The organism is Streptomyces sp. NBC_00341 (assembly GCF_041435055.1).
In the GTDB taxonomy this organism is placed as follows: domain Bacteria; phylum Actinomycetota; class Actinomycetes; order Streptomycetales; family Streptomycetaceae; genus Streptomyces.
Genome location: NZ_CP108002.1, coordinates 5687604 through 5709782, shown reverse-complemented (window position 1 = coordinate 5709782; position 22179 = coordinate 5687604). Strand labels below are relative to the sequence as shown.

19 protein-coding genes are annotated in these 22179 nt (G+C 70.4%); 12 read left to right on the top strand and 7 right to left on the bottom strand.

Features of this window, described 5'->3' with window-relative positions:
• Positions 1 to 3: 3 nt before the first annotated feature.
• Positions 4 to 1044 (bottom strand): sugar kinase, encoded by a 1041-nt coding sequence (locus tag OG892_RS25890; protein WP_371630415.1) that lies wholly within the window; start codon positions 1042 to 1044, stop codon positions 4 to 6.
• A gap of 157 nt (positions 1045 to 1201) precedes the next feature.
• Here OG892_RS25890 and OG892_RS25885 point away from each other — a divergent pair, with 157 nt between their 5' ends.
• Both OG892_RS25885 and OG892_RS25880 read left to right on the top strand, forming a co-directional pair.
• Positions 1202 to 2518, top strand: a complete 1317-nt coding sequence (locus OG892_RS25885) for an amino acid deaminase (protein ID WP_371630414.1) — start codon at positions 1202 to 1204, stop codon at positions 2516 to 2518.
• 145 nt (positions 2519 to 2663) lie between these two features.
• Positions 2664 to 4283: an amidohydrolase family protein gene (locus tag OG892_RS25880; protein ID WP_371630413.1), complete on the top strand. Its 1620-nt coding sequence runs from the start codon at positions 2664 to 2666 to the stop codon at positions 4281 to 4283.
• A gap of 19 nt (positions 4284 to 4302) precedes the next feature.
• Here the strand turns inward: OG892_RS25880 and OG892_RS25875 are convergent, their stop codons facing one another.
• Complete coding sequence (locus tag OG892_RS25875) at positions 4303 to 5145, bottom strand: siderophore-interacting protein (RefSeq protein WP_371631686.1); 843 nt, start codon at positions 5143 to 5145, stop codon at positions 4303 to 4305.
• Positions 5146 to 5234: 89 nt separating this feature from the next.
• Here OG892_RS25875 and OG892_RS25870 point away from each other — a divergent pair, with 89 nt between their 5' ends.
• Together OG892_RS25870 and OG892_RS25865 are read left to right on the top strand one after the other, a co-directional pair.
• Entirely contained in the window at positions 5235 to 6062 is an 828-nt protein-coding gene (locus OG892_RS25870; RefSeq protein ID WP_371630412.1) for a TetR/AcrR family transcriptional regulator, read from the top strand.
• Between the two features lie 173 nt (positions 6063 to 6235).
• The gene (locus OG892_RS25865) at positions 6236 to 7093 is read left to right on the top strand and encodes a DUF1206 domain-containing protein (protein ID WP_073736760.1); all 858 of its coding nucleotides are present in this window, start codon (positions 6236 to 6238) and stop codon (positions 7091 to 7093) included.
• 69 nt (positions 7094 to 7162) lie between these two features.
• Here the strand turns inward: OG892_RS25865 and OG892_RS25860 are convergent, their stop codons facing one another.
• Positions 7163 to 8056: a serine protease gene (locus OG892_RS25860; protein ID WP_371630411.1), complete on the bottom strand. Its 894-nt coding sequence runs from the start codon at positions 8054 to 8056 to the stop codon at positions 7163 to 7165.
• Positions 8057 to 8273: 217 nt separating this feature from the next.
• On the opposite strand from OG892_RS25860, the gene OG892_RS25855 reads away from it, so the two are divergent.
• The 3 genes from OG892_RS25855 (at position 8274) to OG892_RS25845 (ending at position 10817) form a co-directional block, all read left to right on the top strand.
• Positions 8274 to 8480 (top strand): DUF4287 domain-containing protein, encoded by a 207-nt coding sequence (locus tag OG892_RS25855; protein WP_073736821.1) that lies wholly within the window; start codon positions 8274 to 8276, stop codon positions 8478 to 8480.
• 630 nt (positions 8481 to 9110) lie between these two features.
• Positions 9111 to 10322, top strand: a complete 1212-nt coding sequence (locus OG892_RS25850) for a pyridoxal phosphate-dependent aminotransferase (RefSeq protein WP_073736762.1) — start codon at positions 9111 to 9113, stop codon at positions 10320 to 10322.
• A gap of 102 nt (positions 10323 to 10424) precedes the next feature.
• Positions 10425 to 10817, top strand: coding sequence for a hypothetical protein (locus OG892_RS25845; RefSeq protein WP_073736763.1), 393 nt, complete (start codon positions 10425 to 10427; stop codon positions 10815 to 10817).
• A gap of 257 nt (positions 10818 to 11074) precedes the next feature.
• On the opposite strand, the gene OG892_RS25840 is transcribed toward OG892_RS25845, so the two are convergent.
• Entirely contained in the window at positions 11075 to 12901 is a 1827-nt protein-coding gene (locus OG892_RS25840; RefSeq protein ID WP_371630410.1) for a phosphoenolpyruvate carboxykinase (GTP), read from the bottom strand.
• Positions 12902 to 13112: 211 nt separating this feature from the next.
• On the opposite strand from OG892_RS25840, the gene OG892_RS25835 reads away from it, so the two are divergent.
• From OG892_RS25835 to OG892_RS25825, 3 genes are all read left to right on the top strand, one after another.
• Positions 13113 to 13814, top strand: coding sequence for a hemolysin III family protein (locus tag OG892_RS25835; protein ID WP_073736765.1), 702 nt, complete (start codon positions 13113 to 13115; stop codon positions 13812 to 13814).
• A gap of 135 nt (positions 13815 to 13949) precedes the next feature.
• Entirely contained in the window at positions 13950 to 15467 is a 1518-nt protein-coding gene (locus OG892_RS25830; RefSeq protein ID WP_073736766.1) for an MFS transporter, read from the top strand.
• An 11-nt stretch (positions 15468 to 15478) separates the two neighbouring features.
• The gene (locus OG892_RS25825; protein ID WP_073736822.1) at positions 15479 to 16108 is read left to right on the top strand and encodes a TetR/AcrR family transcriptional regulator; all 630 of its coding nucleotides are present in this window, start codon (positions 15479 to 15481) and stop codon (positions 16106 to 16108) included.
• A 6-nt stretch (positions 16109 to 16114) separates the two neighbouring features.
• Here OG892_RS25825 and OG892_RS25820 read toward each other — a convergent pair whose 3' ends face one another.
• Positions 16115 to 18133, bottom strand: a complete 2019-nt coding sequence (locus tag OG892_RS25820; RefSeq protein WP_371630409.1) for a thioredoxin domain-containing protein — start codon at positions 18131 to 18133, stop codon at positions 16115 to 16117.
• A gap of 139 nt (positions 18134 to 18272) precedes the next feature.
• Here OG892_RS25820 and OG892_RS25815 point away from each other — a divergent pair, with 139 nt between their 5' ends.
• The gene (locus OG892_RS25815; RefSeq protein WP_371630408.1) at positions 18273 to 18839 is read left to right on the top strand and encodes a Uma2 family endonuclease; all 567 of its coding nucleotides are present in this window, start codon (positions 18273 to 18275) and stop codon (positions 18837 to 18839) included.
• Positions 18840 to 18993: 154 nt separating this feature from the next.
• Here OG892_RS25815 and OG892_RS25810 read toward each other — a convergent pair whose 3' ends face one another.
• Entirely contained in the window at positions 18994 to 19431 is a 438-nt protein-coding gene (locus tag OG892_RS25810) for a hypothetical protein (RefSeq protein ID WP_371630407.1), read from the bottom strand.
• A gap of 55 nt (positions 19432 to 19486) precedes the next feature.
• Here OG892_RS25810 and OG892_RS25805 point away from each other — a divergent pair, with 55 nt between their 5' ends.
• Positions 19487 to 19723, top strand: coding sequence for a type I-E CRISPR-associated protein Cas6/Cse3/CasE (locus OG892_RS25805; protein WP_371630406.1), 237 nt, complete (start codon positions 19487 to 19489; stop codon positions 19721 to 19723).
• A 336-nt stretch (positions 19724 to 20059) separates the two neighbouring features.
• On the opposite strand, the gene OG892_RS25800 is transcribed toward OG892_RS25805, so the two are convergent.
• Positions 20060 to 22057 carry an NB-ARC domain-containing protein gene (locus OG892_RS25800; RefSeq protein WP_371630405.1) on the bottom strand — a complete coding sequence of 666 codons (1998 nt, stop codon included), beginning with the start codon at positions 22055 to 22057 and terminating at the stop codon, positions 20060 to 20062.
• Between the last annotated feature and the right edge of the window lie 122 nt (positions 22058 to 22179).

Genomic DNA, 22179 nt, shown 5'->3' with positions numbered 1-22179 from the left:
CGCTCATGGTGTACGTACCTCCTGGTCGTCCCCCGTCCACCCGGGGCCGAGACGCAGTCTCCCCCAGGCGGTGTCGTCGAGGGCCACCAGGCGGTCGGCCCGGTCGCGGGCGGGCGGGTCGGTGAGGTCGCCGGGGACGGTGAGGGCGGCGGCGGCCATCAGGTGGCCGTGGCGTGCCCGGTCGCGGGCGGGCAGTCCGCGCAGGGTGGCGGAGAGGAATCCGGCCGCGAAGGCGTCACCGGCTCCGACGGGCGCGACGACGTCGACGCGGAGGGCGGGGACGTCGGTGACGGTGTCGCCGGCGATGACGGTCGCCCCTTCCGCGCCCCGCTTCACGACCAGGACCGCCGGTTCCGGCAGTGCCGCGCGGATCGCCTCGGCGCCCACGATCCCCCAGGCCTCCTCCGCCTCGTCGTCCCCGACGAAGACGAGGTCCGCGCCCCGGGCCAGCTCCAGCAGGACGCGGGGGGAGGCGTCGCCGCCCCGCCACAGTCCGGGCCGGTGGTTGACGTCGAAGGAGACGAGCGGGCGGCCGGGGCGCGGGGCGGTCAGCGCGCGCAGCAGCGCCAGGCAGTCGGCGGAGAGCGCGGCGGTGATGCCGGACAGGTGCAGGACCCGGCCGGCGAGCAGCGCCTCGTACGGGACGTTGGCGGGGGACATCGCGGAGGCGGCGGAGCCGGCCCGGTAGTACGCCACCTCGTGGACGTCGGCCGCGCGGTCCGTCGCCGTGCGGAAGTAGATGCCCGTGGGCCGGTCGGGGTCGCGCCGGACGGCGGAGGTGTCGACGCCGTAGCCGGCGATCGTGTCGACGAGGTGGTCACCGAAGCCGTCCGCCCCGACCCGGCTCACCCAGGCCGCCCGGTGTCCGGCCCCGGCGAGCGCGCAGGCGACGTTGGACTCGGCGCCGCCGATGCCCCGGCCGAAGGACGGCACATCGGCGAGGCGTCCCGGCTGCGAGGGCAGGAACGTCACCATGGACTCACCGAGGCAGACGACATCCGTGGTCGCGGCGTCTGCGGCGGTCCTGGCCGGGGTTCCGGACACTCGGGGCTCCTCTTGGTCTGCGGGCGGCACCGGTTCTCAACCATTGACCGGGCGTCGGCTCGGATGTTAGACAGCCCTGAGCGATATGCGCAATGGGTGTTGCATATGCTGCAACGCAACAGTACGACGCCGACCTACTTCGATCGAGGAGCACCCCATGGCTGCCGAGGCTGCCGACCGTCCCGTGGCCGGACTCACCGGACTGGCCGGACTCGCCGACGAGCGGGTCGACCACCGGTTCAAGGCGCTCCCGCCCGACGCGCAGGGGCTGACCGTGGCCGAGCTGGCCGCCGAGCGGCGCTCCCTCTTCACCGGCGGGTTCACCACTCCGGTGCTCGCCCTGTCGGCCGAGTCCGTCGAGCACAACCTCGCCCTGCTGGAGACGTACGCCGAGCGCCACGGCCTCGCGTTCGCCCCGCACGGCAAGACGTCGATGTCCCCGCAGCTGTTCGCCCGCCAGCTGGAGCACGGCGCGTGGGGCATCACCGCCGCGGTGCCGCACCAGGCGCGGGTCTACCGGGCCTACGGGATCCGGCGCATCTTCCTCGCCAACGAACTCGTGGACGCCGCCGCGCTGCGGTGGCTCGCGGGCGAGCTGGACGCCGACCCCGAATTCCGGTTCGTCTGCTACGTCGACTCGGTGCGCGGCGTCGAGCTGATGGATGAGGCCCTGCGCGCGGCCGGTGCCTCCCGGCCGGTCGACGTCGTCGTGGAGCTCGGCGCCGGCGAGGGCGCCCGCACGGGGGCCCGTACCGAGGCCGACTGCGCCGAGGTCGCGGACGCGGTGGGCGAGGCCGGGACCCTGCGCCTGGTGGGCGTGGCCGGTTACGAGGGCGAGGTGCCCGAGGCCTCCGGCGAGCGGGTACGGGACTGGCTGCGCCGGCTCGTCGCGCTGGCCGCCTCCTTCGACGCGCGGGGGCGGTTCGCCGCGCTGGAGGCCGGTGAGCCGATCGTGATCAGTGCGGGCGGCAGCGCGTGGTTCGACGCGGTGGCCGACGTGTTCGCGGAGATCCCGGAACTGTCCTCCCCCGTACTCAAGTTGCTCCGCTCGGGGGCGTACGTCTCGCACGACGACGGCCACTACCGCCATCTGACCCCCTTCAACCGGGTCCCCGAGGAGGGCGCGCTGCAGCCCGCCTTCCGGCTCTGGGCGCAGGTCGTCTCGCGCCCGTCCCCCGGGCAGGCGTTCCTCAACGCGGGCAAGCGGGACGCGGCCTACGACCTGGACCTGCCCGTGGCGCAGGTCGTGCGGTCTGGGCGGGACGGTTCGGTCCGCGAGGCGTCGGGGATCGAGATCACCGGGCTGTCCGACCAGCACGCCTGGGTACGGACGGCGGACGGGGCCGAGCTGGAGGTCGGGGACTGGGTGGGGATGGGGCTCTCGCACCCCTGCACGAGCTTCGACAAGTGGCAGCTGATTCCGCTGGTGCGGACGGACGGCACGGTCACGGACTACATCCGCACGTTCTTCTGATCCCCTGCGGGGTGCCCTTCCCCACCCCGCCCCCAAGCCCTCAACTTCGTTCGAGCAGGGGAGACCCCACTCTCCCCGCAACCGGGGCTCCGCCCCGACCCCGCGCCTCAAACGCCGGCGGGGCTGGAACGCGAAAGGCACCCCCATGGACCTGGTCATCCGCGACGCGCGCGTCATCGACGGCACCTCCGCCCCCTCCTACCGCGCCGATGTCGCCGTCCGCGACGGCCGGATCGCGGAGATCCACCCGGAGCACGCCCCGGGCCCCCGCCCCTCCGCCGCCCGCACCCTGGACGCCGACGGGCTCGCCCTCTCCCCGGGCTTCATCGACATGCACGCCCACAGCGACCTCGCGCTGCTCCGCGACCCCGACCACAGCGCGAAGGCCGCACAGGGCGTCACCCTCGAAGTCATCGGCCAGGACGGGCTGTCGTACGCCCCGGTCGACGACCGCACCCTCGCGGAGGTCCGCCGCTCCATCACCGGCTGGAACGGCGACGGGAGCGACATCGACTTCGACTGGCGCACCGTCGGCGAGTACCTGGACCGGCTCGACCGCAACTTCGGCGGGCAGGGCATCGCCGTCAACGCCGCCTACCTGATCCCGCAGGGCACCGTCCGGATGTACGCGGTCGGCTGGGACGACCGGCCCGCCACGGAGGCCGAGCTGACCCGGATGAGGGAACTCGTCGCCCGGTCCATGGCCGAGGGCGCCGTCGGCATGTCCTCCGGGCTCACCTACACCCCGGGCATGTACGCGGACGACGCCGAACTCACCGTGCTCTGCCGGGTGGTGGCCGAGCACGGCGGCTACTACTGCCCGCACCACCGCTCCTACGGGGCGGGCGCGCTGGAGGCGTACGAGGAGATGGTGCGGCTCACCCACACCGCGGGCTGCGCCCTGCACCTCGCGCACGCCACCATGAACTTCGGCGTGAACGAGGGGAAGGCGCCGGAGCTGCTCACCCTCCTGGACCGGGCGCTGGACGCGGGCGCCGACATCTCCCTCGACACCTACCCGTACACCCCGGGCTGCACGACGCTGGTCGCCATGCTGCCGAGCTGGGCGAGCGAGGGCGGCCCCGAATCGATCCTGGCCCGGCTGGCCGACGACGCGACGGCGGCGCGGATCCGCCACGACATGGAGGTCGTCGGGGCGGACGGCTGCCACGGCGTGCCGATCGAGTGGGACCGCATCGAGATCTCCGGCGTCAGCGTGCCCGGCCTCGACGCCTACGTCGGCCGTACGGTGGCCGAGTCCGCGCGGCTGCGCGGCGAGGAGCCCTGGGTGACCGCGCGGCGGGTGCTCCGGGACGACCGGCTCGGCACAACGATCCTCCAGCACGTGGGCCACGAGGAGAACGTCCGGCAGATCATGCGCCACCGGGTCCACACCGGCGGCAGCGACGGCATCCTCCAGGGCGACAAGCCGCACCCGCGCGCCTACGGCACCTTCCCGCAGTACCTCGGCCGGTACACCCGGGAGCTGGGCATCCTCGGCCTGGAGGAGTGCGTCGCCCACCTCACCTCACGGCCGGCGGCCCGGCTGCGGCTGGCCGATCGCGGGCTCGTGCGCGAGGGCTACCGGGCGGACCTGGTCCTCTTCGACCCGTCGACGGTGGCGGCGGGCTCCACGTTCGACGAGCCGCGCACCCTGCCGTTCGGCATCCCGCACGTACTGATCGACGGCCGCTTCGTCATCGAGGACGGGAAGCGGACCCAGACCCTGGCCGGCCGCTCCGTGCGCTCCGGGCGCCCCGCTTAGGGAGTCTCCGCCGCCTCGCTCAGGGAGTCTCCGCCGCCCGCTCCGCCGCCCACGCGAGGTCCTCCTCCGTGGGCGCGTCGTCCTGGGTCAGTGCCCGCCGCCAGTAGCCGCTGAACTCGACGGCGGACCTGGGCAGTCCGCGCTCCTCGACGAGATGGCGGCGCAGCACGCGGACGGTGCCCGCCTCGCCCGCGAGCCAGCCGGCCGTATCGCCCTGCGGCAGCGCGGCGGACCGGACGGCGTCCAGCAGCGATGCGCCCCGGTCCCGGTGCACCCAGCACACCGTCACCTCCGCCGCGCTGTCGAACCGCTGCTCCTCCGCGGCGTCGGCCACCTCGGCGCAGACCGTGACCCGCGCCCCGGCCGGCAGGGCTTCGAGGATCGTCCCGATGGCCGGGAGCGCCGACTCGTCACCGGCCAGCAGCAGATGCCCGGCCCGGGGCAGCGGCCTGGCGTACGCGGAGGACGGGCCGACCATGCCGGCCACGTCCCCCGGCCCGGCGGTACGGGCCCAGCGGGTGGCGGGCCCGTCGTCGCCGTGGAGCACGAAGTCGACGGCCATCAGGCCGGAGCCCGGGTCGTACGAGCGGACGGTGAAGCTCCGCATGAGCGGCCGCTCCGGTTCGGGGATCGCGAGGTACGCCTCGTACCAGCGCATGCCGTAGGTGTCCTCGGCGTCCGGCTCCGGCAGCCGGGGCACGCGCTGCCCCGGCCTCGGGAAGCAGAGCTTCATCTGCTGGTCGGGCCGGTCCTCCATGAGCGACGCCAGCGCGTCCCCGGAGAAGCTGATCCGCAGCATCCGCGGGCTGATCCGCTCGACATCCTCGACCCGCACATACGACACAGCCAACCCCTGCACCACCACGCGAAACCAGCCCCTCACCGGACTTTGGTACTTTACGCCATAAGGAATTACCGCCCGAAGTTACTTTACGACGTAAGGAGTCGCAAGTGGTGGTCTATGCCGGGCAGGGCGATGCCCGTCGGTCGATGTCGCTGCTGTGGCGTTCGGCCGCACCGCGCGAGGCGGGTGGCACGGCCGGTCCGGGGCCCAGGCCGGGGCTGACGGTCGACGCGATCGTGACCGCCGCGATCGCCGTGGCCGACGAGGACGGCATGGCCGCGCTGTCGATGCGGGCGGTGGGCGAGCGGCTCGGGCGCACGGCGATGGCGCTCTACACCTACGTTCCCGGCAAGAGCGAGCTGCTGGACCTGATGTACGACGCGGTGCACGCGGAACTCCCCGCCGGCCGCGCCGGATCGGGCCACTGGCGTACGGATCTGACGGACTGGGCGCGGGACACGCTCGCGTTCTACCTGCGCCACCCCTGGGTGCTCCAGGTCTCCCAGGCCCGTCCGGTGCTCGGCCCGCACGAGTACGCCGGGCTGGACGCGCTCGTGCGCCTCCTCTACGGCACCGGGCTCGACGCCGGGGTGCTGCGGCGCCTGGTCGGGACGCTGTTCCACTTCGTGCGGGGCGCCGCACAGACCGTCGCCGACGCGCGCGCGGCGGCGTCGGCGACGGGGCGGGCGGACGAGGAGTGGTGGTACGCCCGCTCGGGGGCGCTCATGGAGCTGGTCCCGGACTTCGCGGACCGCTACCCGGAACTGAACCGGATGGAACGGGAGTCGGCGCGGGAGCGGGAGTCGGCGCGGCCGGAACCGGCCGGGGAAGACGCGGTGCCCTATCCGGAACGCGAGGCGCGGGAGACGTTCACCGCGGGACTGGACGTACTGCTGGACGGCATCGAGGCCGCCGTCCGGCGGGGCCGGGCGTAAGGGGACACGAACACGGCCTGAAACCCCCGCCCCACCATCGGCACCAGAACCATTCCGATCAGCCCCCGCGCATTCGAGTGCCCCGGTCCCGGCGGTCCACACCTCGGCCACCGCATCCCTTTCCGACCGGGGCCGAATCGTTTCCCGACCGTCTTCCCGGGCATCCGGGCCACATGAATATCTCTGCGACAGCCAGAAAAGGGCACGGAAAGGCAAGACGCGCCGGAAGCGGTTCGGCGGTCGAGGCGGGCGGCCGTGCCGGATTCGTTGCCCGTGGAGTGATCTACATCCTCGTCGGCGTACTCGCCCTGCGCATCGCCTTCACCGACGGCAACGGTGGAGGCGGCAGCAAGAAGCAGGCCGACCGGGGCGGGGCGCTGAGCGAGATAGCCCAGAAGCCCTTCGGGTCCGTCCTGCTGTGGATCCTGGGCATCGCCCTCGTGGGCATGGCCCTGTGGCGGCTGTCCGAGGCCGCGTTCGGGGCCTCGGGCCCCGACGGGGACAAGGCGACCAAGCGGCTGGCGTCGGCGGGGCGCGCCGTCTTCTACGGCTTCGTCTCCTACTCGGTCCTGACGTTCGCCGCCGGCAGCAAGAGCAGCGGCAGCGGTTCGAGCGACTCGCAGTCGCAGGACGTCACGGCGAAGGTGCTCGACCTGCCGGGCGGTCGCTGGCTGGTGGGTATCGCAGGCGTGGCCATCGCCGGAATCGGCCTGTACATAGCCGCCCGGGCCGCGATGCGTAAGTTCCACAAGCGCCTGCGGATGGGCGAGATGTCGCCCGCCCAGCGGCGTGGCGTGGACATCACCGGAGTGTTCGGCGGGGTCTCCCGCGGCCTCGTCTTCGCGGTCGCGGGCGGATTCGCCGTCGCCGCCGCGGTGAAGGCGCGGTCCGGCGAGGCGAAGGGCATGGACGACACGCTGCGTTCCTTCAGCTCCACCCCGGCCGGCCCGTGGCTGCTGGCCCTCATCGCGGTGGGCCTGGCCGCCTTCGGCCTCTACTCCTGGGCACACGCCCGGTGGCGCAAGATCTGAGCCGGACAAAGACCTGGAACAGGGCGGGGCGGGAGACAACTCCCGCCCCGCCCGGCTGTGCCCCACCCGTTACGGCTTGGGCAGCGCGCACCCTTCCGCATCCAGGTCGAAGACGTTGCCCGCACCGATGCACGGCACGATGCCGTACGTCTCCTGGGCGTAGTTGATGCCCTCGCGGACCGTCACCTGGCCGTTCTCGTCGACCTCGCACGGATTGTTGTCCGTGCACTCCTGCCCGTCCTCGTTACCGGTGTTGTTGACGGCGACGACCTTGCCGGTGGCGTCGTCGATCACCGGGGAGCCGGACGTGCCGCCGATGGTCTGGCAGGCGGAGGTGTAGCGGACCGAGTCCTTCCAGGTCCACTCGCCCTCCTTGAGGCGGTAGACGAACCCGTCGACGTTGCAGCTGTACGTGCGCTTCCAGTACCCGGACGCCACGGTGATCGCCGCGCCCTGCACCGGGTGCGCGGTGTTGAGCTCCAGCGCCTCGATCCCGTAGTCGCTCTCGATATCGGCGTACGTGGAGGTGAGTTGGTACACCGATATGTCGGTGTCCGTCATCGTCCCGTACGCGATCTTGCTCGCCCGTACCGTGCCGAGGTCGCCGCCGGAGGCGTCCAGCAGGGTGAAGCTGCGGGTGGACGGCTGGTCGATCACGACCTCACCGGGCCCGGGGAAACCGGACTCCATGCAGTGCCCGTTGGAGAGCACGAGCGCGGGATCGTCCGGCTGGGAGCCGGGTGTACGGACGACAGATCCCGAACAGTTGCTGAGCGCCACGGTTCCGGCGAAGCCGACCGCCTTGGTCCGGGCCTTCGCCCGGACCGCCGTGTGGCTCGATGACGCTGCCGCCTTGACCGTGCTGGGTGCTGTCGCGTCGTGGCTTGTGGCCGCGGTCGCGGGCGCCGTGCCGGCTCCGAGGAGCAGCACGGCGAAGAGCGCACCGACGAGAGGCTTTTGCATGTGGGGGTCCCCTCAAGTGACCTGCGCAGAGCGTGTGGGGCCTCTGCGACCGAAGTTCTTCCGGTTTTGACATGCGCATGGTGGCGCATGTCGAGGGAGCCGCACAAGGGGCGGATCAGATCACCGGGGCCGGCCGGCAGCCGTGGACGACCACCGGGACACGGTTTCCGAGCTGCGGATCCGGTCGACTGTCAGACCCGGATGGGAGGCTTACGCCATGACTGACGCAGTGAAGGGCCCCGCGAGCTATTTCCCGTCGATCGAGCAGAAGTACGGCCGTCCGGTCGCGGAGTGGAAGGACCTCATCCGCGCCTCGCCGCTGACCCGGCACATGGAGATCGTGGCCTGGCTCAAGTCCGAGCACGCGATGGGGCACGGCCACGCCAATGCGCTGGTCGCGCACACGTTGGCCGAGGACAAGTAGCCGGGTGCGGGGCCCTGTGCTGACCGGTTCCGTCCTCAATCGCCGGACGGGCTTTGGTGCGGGTGCTCCGCCTGTGCGGGGTGCGCCTGGTCCGGTGGGTGGGGGGTGGTGCCCCTCCGGGGCGTCTCCTCGAAAATGGCGTGTTCACCCGGGTACGTGAGGGACCCGGGTCGTACGCCATTTCCTGCGGGGACTCCCCTGCACGTCCCCACCCCTGCGTCAGTCGCGTCTGCACACCGGCCTAATCTGCTCGCAGGCGCGAGGCGGGCGGGTTCGGGGGCGTGCAGGGGAGTCCTCGCAGGACGACGAACGGATACCCGGGTGCCCTTGCGGTCCCGCCGCACGTTCGTCGTTTGAGGAGACGCCCCGGAGGGACCCCGAACCCCCACCCACCGGGGCATGCGCACCCCACGGGAAACCCGCCGTGGCGCATCTCACCCGTCCTGCTCCGTCACGCCCCGGCCCCACACCTTTCCAAGCCCGGCCCCCCTCCGCGCCCCGCGTTCCCACGGTTCGCGGGCGGTGGGCGCATGGGATGGAAGCCGGGCCGGGCGGGCCGGGCGACCCGGCTGGGTCAACCTGCGGGGAAAGGCCGGGCACCCCGCGAAACACAGTCGTAAGCTCGCAGACATGCAGGTCATCCAGTCCACGAAGCTCGCCAACGTCTGTTACGAAATCCGGGGCCCCGTGCTGGAGGAGGCGATGCGGCTGGAAGCGGCAGGCCATCGCATCCTCAAGCTGAACACCGGCAACCCGGCCGCGTTCGGCTTCGAGTGCCCGCCGGAGATCCTTGAGGACATCCTGCGCAACCTCTCCGGGGCGCACGGCTACGGCGACGCGAAGGGGCTGCTGTCCGCGCGGCGGGCGGTGATGCAGCACTACCAGACCAAGGGGATCGACCTCGACGTCGAGGACGTCTACCTGGGCAACGGCGTCTCCGAGCTGATCCAGATGTCGATGCAGGCGCTGCTCGACGACGGCGACGAGGTGCTGGTCCCGGCCCCGGACTACCCGCTGTGGACGGCGTCGGTCTCGCTGGCCGGCGGCACGGCCGTGCACTACCGCTGCGACGAGCAGTCCGACTGGATGCCGGACCTCGCGGACATCGAGCGGAAGATCACCGACCGCACCAAGGCCATGGTGATCATCAACCCGAACAACCCGACGGGTGCGGTGTACGACGACGAGATGCTGCGGGGGCTGACGGAGATCGCCCGCCGCCACAACCTCGTCGTCTGCTCCGACGAGATCTACGACCGGATCCTGTACGACGGAGCGACCCACACCCCGACCGCGGCCATCGCGCCCGACCTGATGGTCCTCACCTTCAACGGGCTGTCGAAGAACTACCGGGTGGCCGGCTACCGCTCCGGCTGGATGGCGGTCTGCGGTCCGAAGGCGCACGCCTCCTCGTACATCGAGGGGCTGACGATCCTGGCCAACATGCGGCTCTGCGCCAACATGCCCTCGCAGCACGCGGTGGCCACCGCGCTCGGCGGGCGGCAGTCGATCAACGACCTGGTGCTGCCGGGCGGCCGCATCCTGGAACAGCGGGACGTGGCGTACGACCTGCTGACCCAGATCCCGGGCGTGACGTGTGTGAAGCCGAAGGGTGCGCTGTATCTCTTCCCGAGGCTCGATCCCAAGGTCTACAAGATCAAGGACGACCGGCAGATGGTCCTCGACCTGCTGCGGGCCGAGAAGATCATGGTGGTGCAGGGGACGGGGTTCAACTGGCCGGAGACCGATCACTTCCGGGTCGTGACCCTGCCCTCCACCGAGGACCTGACGGACGCGATCGGCAGGATCGCCCGCTTCCTGGACGGGTACAGCCAGGTGTAGACGCGGTCCGGGTGATGGTACGTACCGCCCGATCGTGAATCTGGACAACTTTAGACTGAATCCAAGCTAGGATGGTTCCACAGCAACACCAGGAGGCCATCCATGTACGAACCGATCCGCACCAAATCGGTCCACACACCGGCCGACCACGCCGACTTCCCGCACCGCACCCGCGAGGAAGAGCTGGACATCCAGCTCGCCGGTCATCTGGCCGCACTCCTCGCGGTCACCGATGAGCTGGGGCTCGGCGAGGCGGGCGACCGCATCGCCGAACAGGTCGCCCGGTTGCGCGGCACACCGCCCGCCCGGCACGCCGGTCTGAGCGAGGCCCCCGCCCCGGCCCTGCACCGCCGCGCCCACGCCCTCGCGGGCCGCACCCTGGTGGTGGCGGCGTCCCGCGCCGACACGGCCGTCGCGATCCTCTCGGCCGAGCGGATGGACGCCCACACCGCGGCACTCTCCGCCGACCCGTCGCACCTGGTCGGCGCCCTCTGACGGCCCCGGTCCACGTGCCGTAGAGGCGCGTGGGCCGGGTGCCACGCATTCCTGCCACGGGCTATGGGGTCGCCGCCACGATCAGGATCACCTGACGGCGTGACAGGGCATTGCGCCGCCGCGGAAAGAGCGGCGGACCGTCATGCGTGTCCCCCCGTCCCCGAACTCCCACCCCTGGGCGCGCGCACGGCGCGGCCCCCGGAACCTGTGCGGTTCCGGGGGCCGTCTCACCGTACAGCCGGCGCTGGACCAGGACCTCAGCCCAGGCGCTGGACCAGGGCGCGGTACTCGTCCCACAGCTCCTTCGGCGTGTGGTCCCCGAAGGTGTTGAGGTGCTCGGGGACCAGCGCCGCCTCCTCGCGCCAGACCTCCTTGTCGACCTTGAGCAGGAAGTCCAGGTCGGACTCGGAGAGGTCGAGGCCCTCGGTGTCGATCGAGCCCTTGGCCGGCAGGATGCCGATCGGGGTCTCGACGCCCTCGGCCTTGCCCTCCAGCCGCTCGACGATCCACTTCAGGACGCGGCTGTTCTCACCGAAGCCGGGCCAGACGAACTTGCCGGCCTCGTTCTTGCGGAACCAGTTCACGTAGTAGATCTTCGGGAGCTTGGACTGGTCCGGCTTGTCCGCGCCGACCTTGATCCAGTGCTTCATGTAGTCGCCCATGTTGTAGCCGCAGAACGGCAGCATGGCGAACGGGTCGCGGCGCAGCTCACCGACCTTGCCCTCGGCGGCGGCGGTCTTCTCGGAGGCGACGTTGGCGCCGAGGAAGACCCCGTGCTGCCAGTTGAAGGACTCGGTGACCAGCGGTACGGCAGAGGCGCGGCGGCCGCCGAAGAGGATGGCCGAGATCGGCACGCCCTTGGGGTCCTCCCACTCGGGCGCGATGATCGGGCACTGGCCGGCCGGGACGGTGAAGCGGGCGTTGGGGTGGGCGGCGGGCGTACCGGACTCGGGGGTCCAGTCGTTGCCCTTCCAGTCCGTGAGGTGCGCGGGCGGCTCCTCCGTCATGCCCTCCCACCAGACGTCGCCGTCGTCGGTGAGCGCGACGTTGGTGAAGACCGAGTTGCCCCACATGGTCTTCATGGCGTTGGCGTTGGTGTGCTCGCCGGTGCCGGGCGCGACGCCGAAGAAACCGGCCTCGGGGTTGATCGCGTAGAGCCGGCCGTCCTCGCCGAACCGCATCCAGGCGATGTCGTCACCGATGGTCTCGACGGTCCAGCCGGAGATCGTGGGCTCCAGCATGGCGAGGTTCGTCTTGCCGCAGGCGGAGGGGAACGCTGCCGCCACGTACTTCGACTCCCCGCGCGGGGGCGTGAGCTTAAGGATCAGCATGTGCTCCGCGAGCCAGCCCTCGTCGCGTGCCATGACGGAGGCGATGCGCAGCGCGTAGCACTTCTTGCCGAGCAGGGCGTTGCCGCCGTAGCCGGAGCCGTAGGACCAGATCTCGCGGTCCTCGGGGAAGTGCGAGATGTACTTGGTGGAGTTGCAGGGCCACGGAACGTCGGCCTCGCCCTCCTCCAGGGGTGCGCCCAGCGTGTGGACGGCCTTGACGAAGAATCCGTCGGTGCCGAGCTCGTCGAGGACCGGCTGTCCCATGCGGGTCATGGTGCGCATGGAGACGGCGACGTACGCGGAGTCGGTGATCTCGACGCCGATCGCGGAGAGCGGCGAGCCGACGGGGCCCATGCAGAAGGGCACGACGTACATGATGCGGCCGCGCATGGAGCCGCGGAAGACACCCTTGTCGCCCACGAAGATCTCCCGCATCTCCGCGGGGTCCTTCCAGTGGTTCGTCGGACCGGCGTCCTCCTCCTTCTCGGAGCAGATGAACGTACGGGTCTCGACCCGTGCGACGTCGCTCGGGTCGGAGGCGGCGTAGTAGGAGTTCGGGCGCTTGATCTCGTCGAGCTTGGTGAACGTGCCCTTGGCCACGAGCTCCCCGCACAGGCGCTCGTACTCGGACTCGGAGCCGTCGCACCAGACCACTCGGTCCGGCTCGGTGAGGGCTGCGATCTCGTCGACCCAGGAGACGAGCTCCTGGTGGTTGGTGGGAACAGTGAGGGGAGCCGCGATGTCGCGCGCCACGATCGCTCCTTGATGAGGGTGTCTGTCTGGTAGGCCCCGTGGGGGCTGCGACCCGGATGCTTCTACCCTTTCGGATTTCCCCTGGCGCTCATCCGGTGCCGACCGCACTCATTTGATCATCCGACCGTTCCGCCCATATGTCCAGGGGGCCGCCCACGTGAGCATCACCACTCATATCCGCAACCTACGGTGGCGTAGGTACGATGCGGGAATGACTGCTGCCGCTGCCGCCGCGCCCGAGCCCACCGGGCTGGAACCAGCCGGAACCGACGATGTCGAGCTGAAGCCGCGGATGCGCGGCTGGCTGCACGCCGGCATGTTCCCCGCGGTCCTGATCGCCGGCATCGTGCTCATCGCGCTCACGGACACCACCCGCGGCCGGATCGCCTGCGGGGTCTACATCCTGACCGCGTGCCTGCTGTTCGGCGTGAGCGCCGTCTACCACCGCGGCACCTGGGGACCGCGCGGCGAGGCGGTGCTGCGCAGGCTGGACCACGCCAACATCTTCCTGATCATCGCGGGCACGTACACGCCGCTGACCCTGCTGCTCCTGCCCCGCTCCACCGGGACCCCGCTGCTGTGGGCGGTCTGGGGCGCGGCGGTCGCGGGCATCGCCTTCCGGGTGTTCTGGGTCGGCGCCCCGCGCTGGCTCTACACGCCCTGCTACATCGCGATGGGCTGGGCCGCGGTCTTCTTCCTGCCGGACTTCATGCGGACCGGCGGGATCGCGGTGCTGGTGCTGGTGGTCGTCGGCGGGGTGCTGTACAGCGCCGGCGGCGTGATCTACGGCATCAAGCGGCCGAATCCGTCACCGCGCTGGTTCGGTTTCCACGAGGTCTTCCACTCGCTGACCCTGGCGGCGTTCATCGTGCACTACGTCGGCATCTCCCTGGTGGCGTACAACCAGAGCTGAAACCCGCAAAGGGCCGCGGCGTTCGAGCCGCGGCCCTTTCGCATGCCCGGACACCGGGAGCACGGGACCTATGTTGACACTCACAATCTTTTGAGAGTTACTGTCACTTGACTGCAACCCTCAAAGGAGTACGCCATGAACCGACGCTGGTGGGCCCTGGGCGCGCTGGTGGCGAGCATGCTCGTCCTGGGCTTCGACATGACCATCCTCAATGTGGCGCTGCCGACCATGGCCGGTGATCTCGGCGCCACCACCGGCCAGCAGCAGTGGATGGCCGACGCGTACGTCGTCGTGTTCGCCGCGCTGATGCTTCCGGCGGGTCTGCTCGGGGACCGCTTCGGGCGACGCCGGATGCTCATCACTGGCCTCGGCGTCTTCCTCGTCGGCTCGGTCATCGGCACGTTCGCCACCGACGTGCCGACCGTGATCGCGGCCCGCTGCGTGATGGGGGTCGGAGGCGCCCTCGTGATGCCGCTCGCCATGGCCGTACTGCCCTCGTTGTTCGGGGAGCCGAAGGACCGGATGAAGGCCATCGGCATCGTCTCGGCCGCCTCCGCGCTCGGCATGCCGCTCGGCCCGATCCTGGGCGGCTGGCTGCTCGACCACTTCTGGTGGGGCTCGGTCTTCGTGGTCAACGTGCCCATGGTGGGCATCGGCGTCACCGCCTGCGTGTTCCTGCTCCCCGAGACGCGCGACCCCGCGGCCCCCAGGGTCGACCTCGTCTCCACCGTGCTGACCGCCACCGGCCTCGGCACCCTGATCTACGCGGTCATCGAGGCGCCGGGCCGCGGCTGGGGCGACCCGCTGGTCCTGGCGGTGCTGGCCGCCGCCGTGCTCCTGATCGCCGCACTCGTCCTGCGTGAGCGCAAGGCCACCCGCCCGATGCTCGACATGGACCTGCTGCGGCAGCGGACGTTCCTGCTCAGCACGCTCGCCGCGACACTCGTGATGTTCGTACTGGCCGGGCTGATGTTCATCCTGCCCGGCTACCTCCAGGCCGTACTGGGCAACGACGCCTTCGGCACGGGCGTACGGATGCTGCCGATGATGGGCGGGCTGATCGTCGCCTCGCGGGCGGGCGGCCCGGTCAACGCACGCTTCGGGGCCCGCGCGACGATGTCGGCCGGACTCGTCGTGCTCGCCTTCGCCGCGCTCCTCGGCAGCCGTACGACGGTCGACAGCGGCTACGGCTTCACCGCGCTCTGGCTCTCCATCGCGGGCTTCGGCTTCGGCTTCGCCGTCGTGCCCGCCATGGACGCCGCGCTGGGCGCCCTGCCCCCGGACCGGGCGGGCAGCGGTTCGGGACTGCTGATGACCGTGCGCCAGACGGGCAGCGCGCTCGGGATCGCCCTGCTGGGCAGCCTGCTCGCCGGCGCCTACAGCGGCCGGCTCGACACCGCGGGGCTGCCGGCCGCCGCGGCGGACACGGCCGGGGACTCGGTCGTCGCCGCCCACGCCGTCGCGGCGAAGCTCGGGGTACAGCGGCTCGCGGACTCCGCCGACGCCGCCTATCTGCACGGCATGAGCCTGGTCATGCTCGTCATCGGCGCCACCGCACTGGTCAGCGCCCTGCTGGTCGGAGCCTTCCTGACCACCCCGAAGCCGAGGCGCGAGGAGCCGGCCGACGTGGCCGCCACCCCCGTCGATGCCTGACAATGGCGACCATGGCCGCCACCTCTCACACCCCTCCCACCGCACCCGGCGCACAGCCCCCGATGGGGCTGCGCGAGCGCAAGAAGCTCAGGACCCGGGTCGCCATCCGGAAGGCGACCTACCGGCTGATCGCCGAGCAGGGGTACGACGCGACGACCATCGAGCAGATCGCGGAGGCGGCGGAGGTCTCGCCGAGCACGGTCTTCCGGTACTTCGCGACCAAGGAGGACATCGTCCTCACCGACGAGTACGACCCGATCATGGAAGCGTCGCTGCGGAGCCGTCCGGCCGATGAACCGCCCCTGGTCTCCGTGCGGTTGATGATGGTCGAGACGCTGTCCTCGTTCATCGCCACGGAGAACGAGGAACTGCGCGAGCGCACCCGGCTGATGGTCGAGGTCCCCGCCATCCGGGCACGGATGACGGAGACCATGTCGGACACGGCGAAGATCCTCTCCCAGGTGCTCGCCGACCGCACCGGCCGCGGCGCGGACGACCTGAGGATCCGGGTCTTCGTCGCGGCGGTGCTCGGCGCCCTGCGCGAGGTGACGCTGTACTGGGGAGAGCACGATCAGGAGGGCGACCTGATCGTCCTGATCAACGAGGCGCTCGACACGCTGGAGGGCGGGCTGCTGCTGTGACGGGCCTCAGGAACCGCCGCCCCTGAGCGCCTCCGCCAGCGCCTCCGGGTCCGTGGTCGGCGCATCGCACACGAAGTGCCTGCACACGTACGCGGTCGGCGCTCCGCCCAGCATCGGACGGCCCGCCAGCAGCGGGAACTCCGAGCCCGACGTCTCGCCCGCCGCGACCACCGCGCCCGGCGCCCGTCCCAGCAGCGCCGTACGGTGCAGCTCGCCGCCGACCGGCCCGGCGACGGCCACCTCGCGCGGGCCGTCGAGCAGCGCCTCGGCCACCGCGAGCCCCCAGCCGATGAACCGCGGCGCCTTCGGGCCGAGCGCCTTCACCACGCCCAACGCCTGCTCGGCGGCGGTGCGGTGGGGTTCGGAGCCGGTGTACGCGGCGTACGAGAGCAGCGCGCCGGCCGCCGCCGTCCAGCCGGCCGGGGTGGCGCTGTCGGTGGGGTCCTGCGGGCGGCGGATCAGCTTCTCGGCGTCGTCCGCGGTGTCGTAGAGCTGACCGCCCTCGCCGGTGAAGTGCTCCAGCACGATGTCCAGCAGGAAGCCCGCGAACTCCAGCCAGACGCCCTCACCGGTGACGGCCGCCAGCGCGAGGAAGCCCTCCGCGACATCGCCGTAGTCCTCCAGCACGCCCGCGTGCTCCCCGGCGCGCCCGTCCTTGGACGTCCGGACCAGCCGGGCGACCGGCCCCATGTGCAGCCGCACCAGCAGGTCCGCGGCCTCGGTGGCGCGCTCGACGAGATCGGGGCGGTCGAAGTACGCGCCCGCCTCCGCGAGGGCCGCGACGGCCAGCCCGTTCCACGCGGCGACCACCTTGTCGTCCCGCCCCGGCCGGGGGCGCAGCTCACGTGCGGCGAGGAGCCTGGCCCGTACGTCGGCGGCCCGCGCCTCGTCCACCGGGCCGGTGAGCGGCAGCTGGAGCACGGAGGACCCCTCCTCGAAGGTGCCCTCCTCGGTCACCCCGAAGTGCTCCGCGGCGAAGGCTGCGTCGTCCTCGCCCAGCACCTCGCGCAGCTGCGCCGGCGTCCAGACGTAGTACGCGCCCTCGACGTGCTTGCCCTGCGCGTCCTCGCTGTCGGCATCGAGCGCGGAGGCGAAGCCGCCCTCGGTCGTACGCAGCTCCCGGACCATGAAGTCGGCGGTCTCCAGAGCCACCCGCCGGGCCAGTTCGGAGCCGGTCGAGCGCCACAGGTGCGCGTACACCCGGCAGAGCAGCGCGTTGTCGTAGAGCATCTTCTCGAAGTGCGGGACGACCCACTCCCGGTCCACCGAGTACCGGGCGAAGCCGCCGCCGAGCTGGTCGTACATCCCGCCCCTGGCCATCGCCTCGCAGGTGTCGGCCGCCATCTGGAGCGCACCGTCCGCGCCGGTACGGGCGTGGTGGCGCAGCAGGAACTCGATCACCATCGACGGCGGGAACTTGGGCGCGCCGCCGAAGCCGCGGTTCTTCTCGTCGTACTCCCGTGTCAGCCCGAGCAGCGCCTGCGCCAGCTCCGACTCGGCCGGCAGCCCCTCGCCGCCGTGCGCGAGGGAGCGCTGCGACAGGTCGTGGACGATGCGCCCGGCGACCTCCCCGACCTCGTCGCGCCGGTCCGTCCAGGCCGCGACGACTCCTTCGAGCACCTGCCGGAACGAGGGCAGTCCGTGGCGGGACTCGGGCGGGAAGTACGTCCCGAAGTAGAAGGGTTCCGCGTCGGCGGTGAGGAACACGGTCATCGGCCAGCCGCCCTGCCCGGTCGCCGCCTGCACGGCCTCCATATAGACGGCGTCCACATCCGGACGCTCCTCGCGGTCGACCTTGACCGGCACGAAGTGCTCGTTCAGGTACGCCGCGACCGCTTCGTCCTCGAACGACTCATGAGCCATCACATGGCACCAGTGGCACGCCGAGTACCCGACCGACAGCAGGACGGGCACATCGCGCCGCCGGGCCTCCTCGAAAGCCTCCGGCCCCCAGGGCCACCAGTCGACCGGGTTGTCAGCGTGCTGCAGCAGATAAGGCGAGGTCACACCAGCCAGCCGGTTCATGCGATTCAGCCTCTCACAATGCCCAACCCCATTGGCGAGGCCCGCCGCCCTCATCCGAATCGGGCACCCCGGCATCACGCGACAGTAGGCTGGGCCCAGCAGCGCCGAAACTACGGAAGCTCCTCGAAGGAGGTACACCATGGCCGCCGAGATGGTGGCGCCCGCGTGGATGCATACGCAGGTCAGCGCGGAGCAGTACGACTCCTGGTCCGAGGAGCAGTGTGCCGGCATCGAGATCGTGGACGGGATGGTCGTCGTGAGCCCGAGCGCCTCAAAACGGCACAACCGGCTGGCCCGGATCCTGGCCAATGCCCTGGACACCGCGGCAGGCGAGGACTGGAACGCCGACACGGACTTCGACGTACGCCTGCAGGACGTTCCGCTCACCAACCGCCGCCCGGACGTCACCGTGTATCGGGCAGAGACCATCGACCTCACGCCCACTCGCCCGGAGCACGTGCTTCTGGTCGTCGAGGTCGTCTCGCCCGGCTCTGAGACCACCGACCGAGTCGTGAAGGTGGACCAGTACGCCAAGGCCGGGATCCCCTTCTACTGGCGGGTCGAGCAGGCCGCCACCGGTGTTCCCATCATCTACACCTACGTCCTCGACCCCGCCACCAAGGCCTACCGGGACGGCGAGATGTTCACCGGCACGGTGAAGGCCACCGCACCATTCCCTGTCACGGTCGATCTTGGCGTCTTGTAGGGGCACCGAGAAATCGTCCACCATCGATGCTTGACCTTTAACGCACGCATCGTGCTACTTCGCAGTCCGATCGAGGCGTCTTCCATCTCCGGACCTGGCAAACCTCCTACCAAACCAATTCTTCAGGTAGGCGATGGTGCACGCATGGGCAGCGTCAGCAGTACGGCCAGCTGACCCCTTGCCCGCCACCCCTGATCGCACGCCAACGTTCCACGGGAACCCGGCCCACAGCGGCATAAATCCAGCCTCCGTAAAGGGCCTGGTCAACGATCTTCTCAAACGTGTGCCAGTCGGCTTGGTGCCCACAGGAGGCGCAGCGGTTGGGGTTGAACCCTCGCCCGCGCTGCCACGCCGGCCTGTCAGCCAACTGCTCGCGGAGGCCTGGCTCGCTGTCCGGGTCCGCGAGGATGTCGCGGGCCGTCTCAACCGCTGCGGGAAAGTCCGTGGTGGTGAACTCGTCGCCCCGAGGCCTATGAGAGGGCAACAGTGCGAATACCCACCAAAAGGAGAACGAACACCGCTCGCACGGCGCGTCGAAGGCCAGGACATCCACCCTCAGCGAGTTCATTCTGACCTCCACAGTGATCGTCACACATGCCTTGAGGTATTCAGACGGGTAACCGTCACTTGGCTCAGCCGACCCGCGCATGCGGCCGAAAGGCCCGGGCTCCGTCTGCTACCGGTCGACGACATTGCCCACAGCCTGGAAAGAGTACGGGGACCTGGCATGCGCGAGTCGGCGGGGCATACCCAAGCTGAGCCTGACAGCCAAGCATCAGGGTGCCAGGATCGGCCGCGCGGAGCTGAAGGGGGAGTTGACCGTCACCGACCCCGGGGCCTTCGTCGACGCCCTTGCCAACGGCGTCGGCCGAGCCCGCTCCTAAGGTGCGGGAATGCTTCTGGTTCGTTCCCCGGACAGAGTTTGATCGAGCAGCGTCCGCCGGACCGCGGCCGGGTGGCGGCGCCCGGGAACGGGCTTCACCGGGGACTCTGCTCCCGAGTCCCACCTGGGACGCCGTGCCCCGGCCGCGACATCCGCGGGACGGTCGACCAGTTACCGACGAGGGCGGAGCCGAAAACCTTCCACTGCAATAGTCACTGTCTTGCAGTCTGCCCATGGAACCGGCCCGCGCTGGGACCACCGTGTGGAAACCGTATGACTCCGGTGATACCGCAGCTACCGACCCGCAGTCACCCCCTACGACAACACGAGTTCAGCCTCAGTAACCGCGGCAGCGATCCTCAATCAGTTGCCGGACTTTCATGGCGGCCGCGGGGCGTTCATCCGCCTCGTGGTCCCGCAACGCTGTCTCGAGGAAATGGATCTCCTCGTCCGCCCGACCGAGCTCTCGTGCGCAGGCGGCACGTTGCTCGGAGGCGTCCGCGCGGATCTGGCCGGGTGCATCGATGTTCAGCACCCCAAGCGCCCGGTCGAGCGCTTCGGCCGCAACGGCAGGCTGCTTGCGCGCACGGTGGACCAGTGCCATGCGCATCCGTACCCGTGCCTGGTTGTAGGTGTCCTTCGCATTGCCGAACTCGCGGAGCGCGCGACGGTAGGCGTCGAGGGCCTCGTCTTCCTCGCCGTCGAGGAAGTGTCTGAGACCGGTGAACTGGATAAGGAGCGCTCGGGCCCGTGGGGTGTGATTATGATCCGGGTCGTCTTCGGGAATGCTTTCCAGCAGGGCCAACGCCCCGTCGATCAGGCCCTGGACCGGATTGGTCGTGTAGCGGTTCAGGTTCAGCTGGGCCATGCCCTCCAGGACACTTGCCCTGCTGAGGAGATTGCCATCGCGTTCGGCCACGGCGAGCGCGGCCTCCAATTGTCCCTCGGCCTGCCGCATCTGGCCGAGAGCCATGTGCGCGAAGGCGGCCTGGAAGCACATCCGCGACTCCGCGCGCTCATTGCCGCAGCGTTGGGCGGCTTCGATGGCCAGGCCTATGACCGGGAGCAGTACCTCGGCGAAGCCGACTTTCAGCTGCAGAGCCCATAGGGCATCGACCAGCTGCCAGGTCGTGACCCACTCGCCCATCGCGTGCGCGGTACGGACGGCTTCGAGGAGATTGGGCAACTCCTCGCGCAGCCTCGCAAGGGCCTGCTGGACACTGAGCCGAGCGTGATCGGCGCGCGCCCGCAGCTTGACCTCGTCGTGCATCGGATTCAGGTGCCACCGCTCCGGGAGCGCGATGTAGTCGAGGTGGACGGCCAGGCGCAGGTAGGCGTCCAGCGTCGCACCTACGACACTGTCCCACCTGGACGCGTCATCGTCCATGACGCCAGGCAGGTGGCGTCGGACAGTTGGACGGATGGTGTACCGGGCCGTTCCGCACGACTTCACGAGTCCAAGCTTCGCCATGCGGCGCAGCATGCGTTCGGCCTCGATCTCACCGATTCCCACGACCTCGGCCGCGAGCGCGCTGGTGAACGACGGCCAGGGGCGCATGACGAGTGGCGTGAGGAGCTGTCGTTCCTCTACTTCGAGTTGCTGCGTGAGCCATCGCACAGTCAGCGCAACGGGATCCCCATCGGGTACACCGCCGGCGAGGGCACGGAACTCGCCTTCGACTTCCGCCCAACTGCGTTGGGGGCGAAGGCGCATGTGTTCACCAAGAGCTTGCAGGGCGAACGGGGATCCCTCGCACATTTGAATCACCGTACGGGCCTTACGACGGTTGGTCTTGACGCGCTTCTCGCTGGTGATCGAGGCGACCATTTCGTGCGGATAGCGGTCACGCAGCGGGCCGATCTCCACCTCCATCAGCGGCAGCTCGGGCATCGGACCGTTGGCAGAGACCACCACGGTGAAGACGTTCTCGTCGTCGGTCAGCAGCGGAGTGACCTGATCGACATCGCTGATGTGGTCCAGGACCACCAGCAGGCGCCTTCCGGAGGTGAGTTCCCGGAGTCGTTCCGCGCGCTGGTCGGGGGTGGACGGGACGTCGTCCCGGGGCATGCCGAGCTTCTCGAGAAATAGTCTCAGCACCTCACCTGCCGAGATCGTCGTGTGCGCAGAACCTCGCAGGTCGGCGTACAACTGACCATCATCAAAAAGCTGTGCGTACTCCTTGCCGAACGCGATGGCACAGGAGCTCGCCCCGACACCCCCGGTTCCGTGCAGGACTGCGCCACGGCACCCGTGCCCGGGGCGTCCGCGTTCCTTCAAGAGGCAGTCGAACACGTCGGCCCGGTCGATCCAGGGCCCGGTGCGCGACAGAAGCATGTTCGGCACCTTGACCTTGAAGTCAGCAGGACCGTAGCGGCGAGCGTAGGCAGCGACACGCGCTCTCACAATCCCGTCCCTACGCGCGAGCTCACTGAGCTCATCGCTCAGTCGGAGACGCT

Bases quoted from the DNA above. Each gene is read 5' to 3' on its own strand.
- OG892_RS25880 (WP_371630413.1), top strand. From the start codon at position 2,664: ATGGACCTGGTCATCCGCGACGCGCGCGTCATCGACGGCACCTCCGCC.
- OG892_RS25825 (WP_073736822.1), top strand. From the start codon at position 15,479: ATGGCCGCCACCTCTCACACCCCTCCCACCGCACCCGGCGCACAGCCC.
- OG892_RS25855 (WP_073736821.1), top strand. From the start codon at position 8,274: ATGACTGACGCAGTGAAGGGCCCCGCGAGCTATTTCCCGTCGATCGAG.
- OG892_RS25800 (WP_371630405.1), bottom strand. From the start codon at position 22,057: ATGCTTCTGTCGCGCACCGGGCCCTGGATCGACCGGGCCGACGTGTTC.
- OG892_RS25830 (WP_073736766.1), top strand. From the start codon at position 13,950: ATGAACCGACGCTGGTGGGCCCTGGGCGCGCTGGTGGCGAGCATGCTC.
- OG892_RS25885 (WP_371630414.1), top strand. From the start codon at position 1,202: ATGGCTGCCGAGGCTGCCGACCGTCCCGTGGCCGGACTCACCGGACTG.
- OG892_RS25815 (WP_371630408.1), top strand. From the start codon at position 18,273: ATGGCCGCCGAGATGGTGGCGCCCGCGTGGATGCATACGCAGGTCAGC.
- OG892_RS25865 (WP_073736760.1), top strand. From the start codon at position 6,236: ATGAATATCTCTGCGACAGCCAGAAAAGGGCACGGAAAGGCAAGACGC.
- OG892_RS25835 (WP_073736765.1), top strand. From the start codon at position 13,113: ATGACTGCTGCCGCTGCCGCCGCGCCCGAGCCCACCGGGCTGGAACCA.
- OG892_RS25860 (WP_371630411.1), bottom strand. From the start codon at position 8,056: ATGCAAAAGCCTCTCGTCGGTGCGCTCTTCGCCGTGCTGCTCCTCGGA.
- OG892_RS25820 (WP_371630409.1), bottom strand. From the start codon at position 18,133: ATGAACCGGCTGGCTGGTGTGACCTCGCCTTATCTGCTGCAGCACGCT.
- OG892_RS25805 (WP_371630406.1), top strand. From the start codon at position 19,487: ATGCGGCCGAAAGGCCCGGGCTCCGTCTGCTACCGGTCGACGACATTG.
- OG892_RS25850 (WP_073736762.1), top strand. From the start codon at position 9,111: ATGCAGGTCATCCAGTCCACGAAGCTCGCCAACGTCTGTTACGAAATC.
- OG892_RS25845 (WP_073736763.1), top strand. From the start codon at position 10,425: ATGTACGAACCGATCCGCACCAAATCGGTCCACACACCGGCCGACCAC.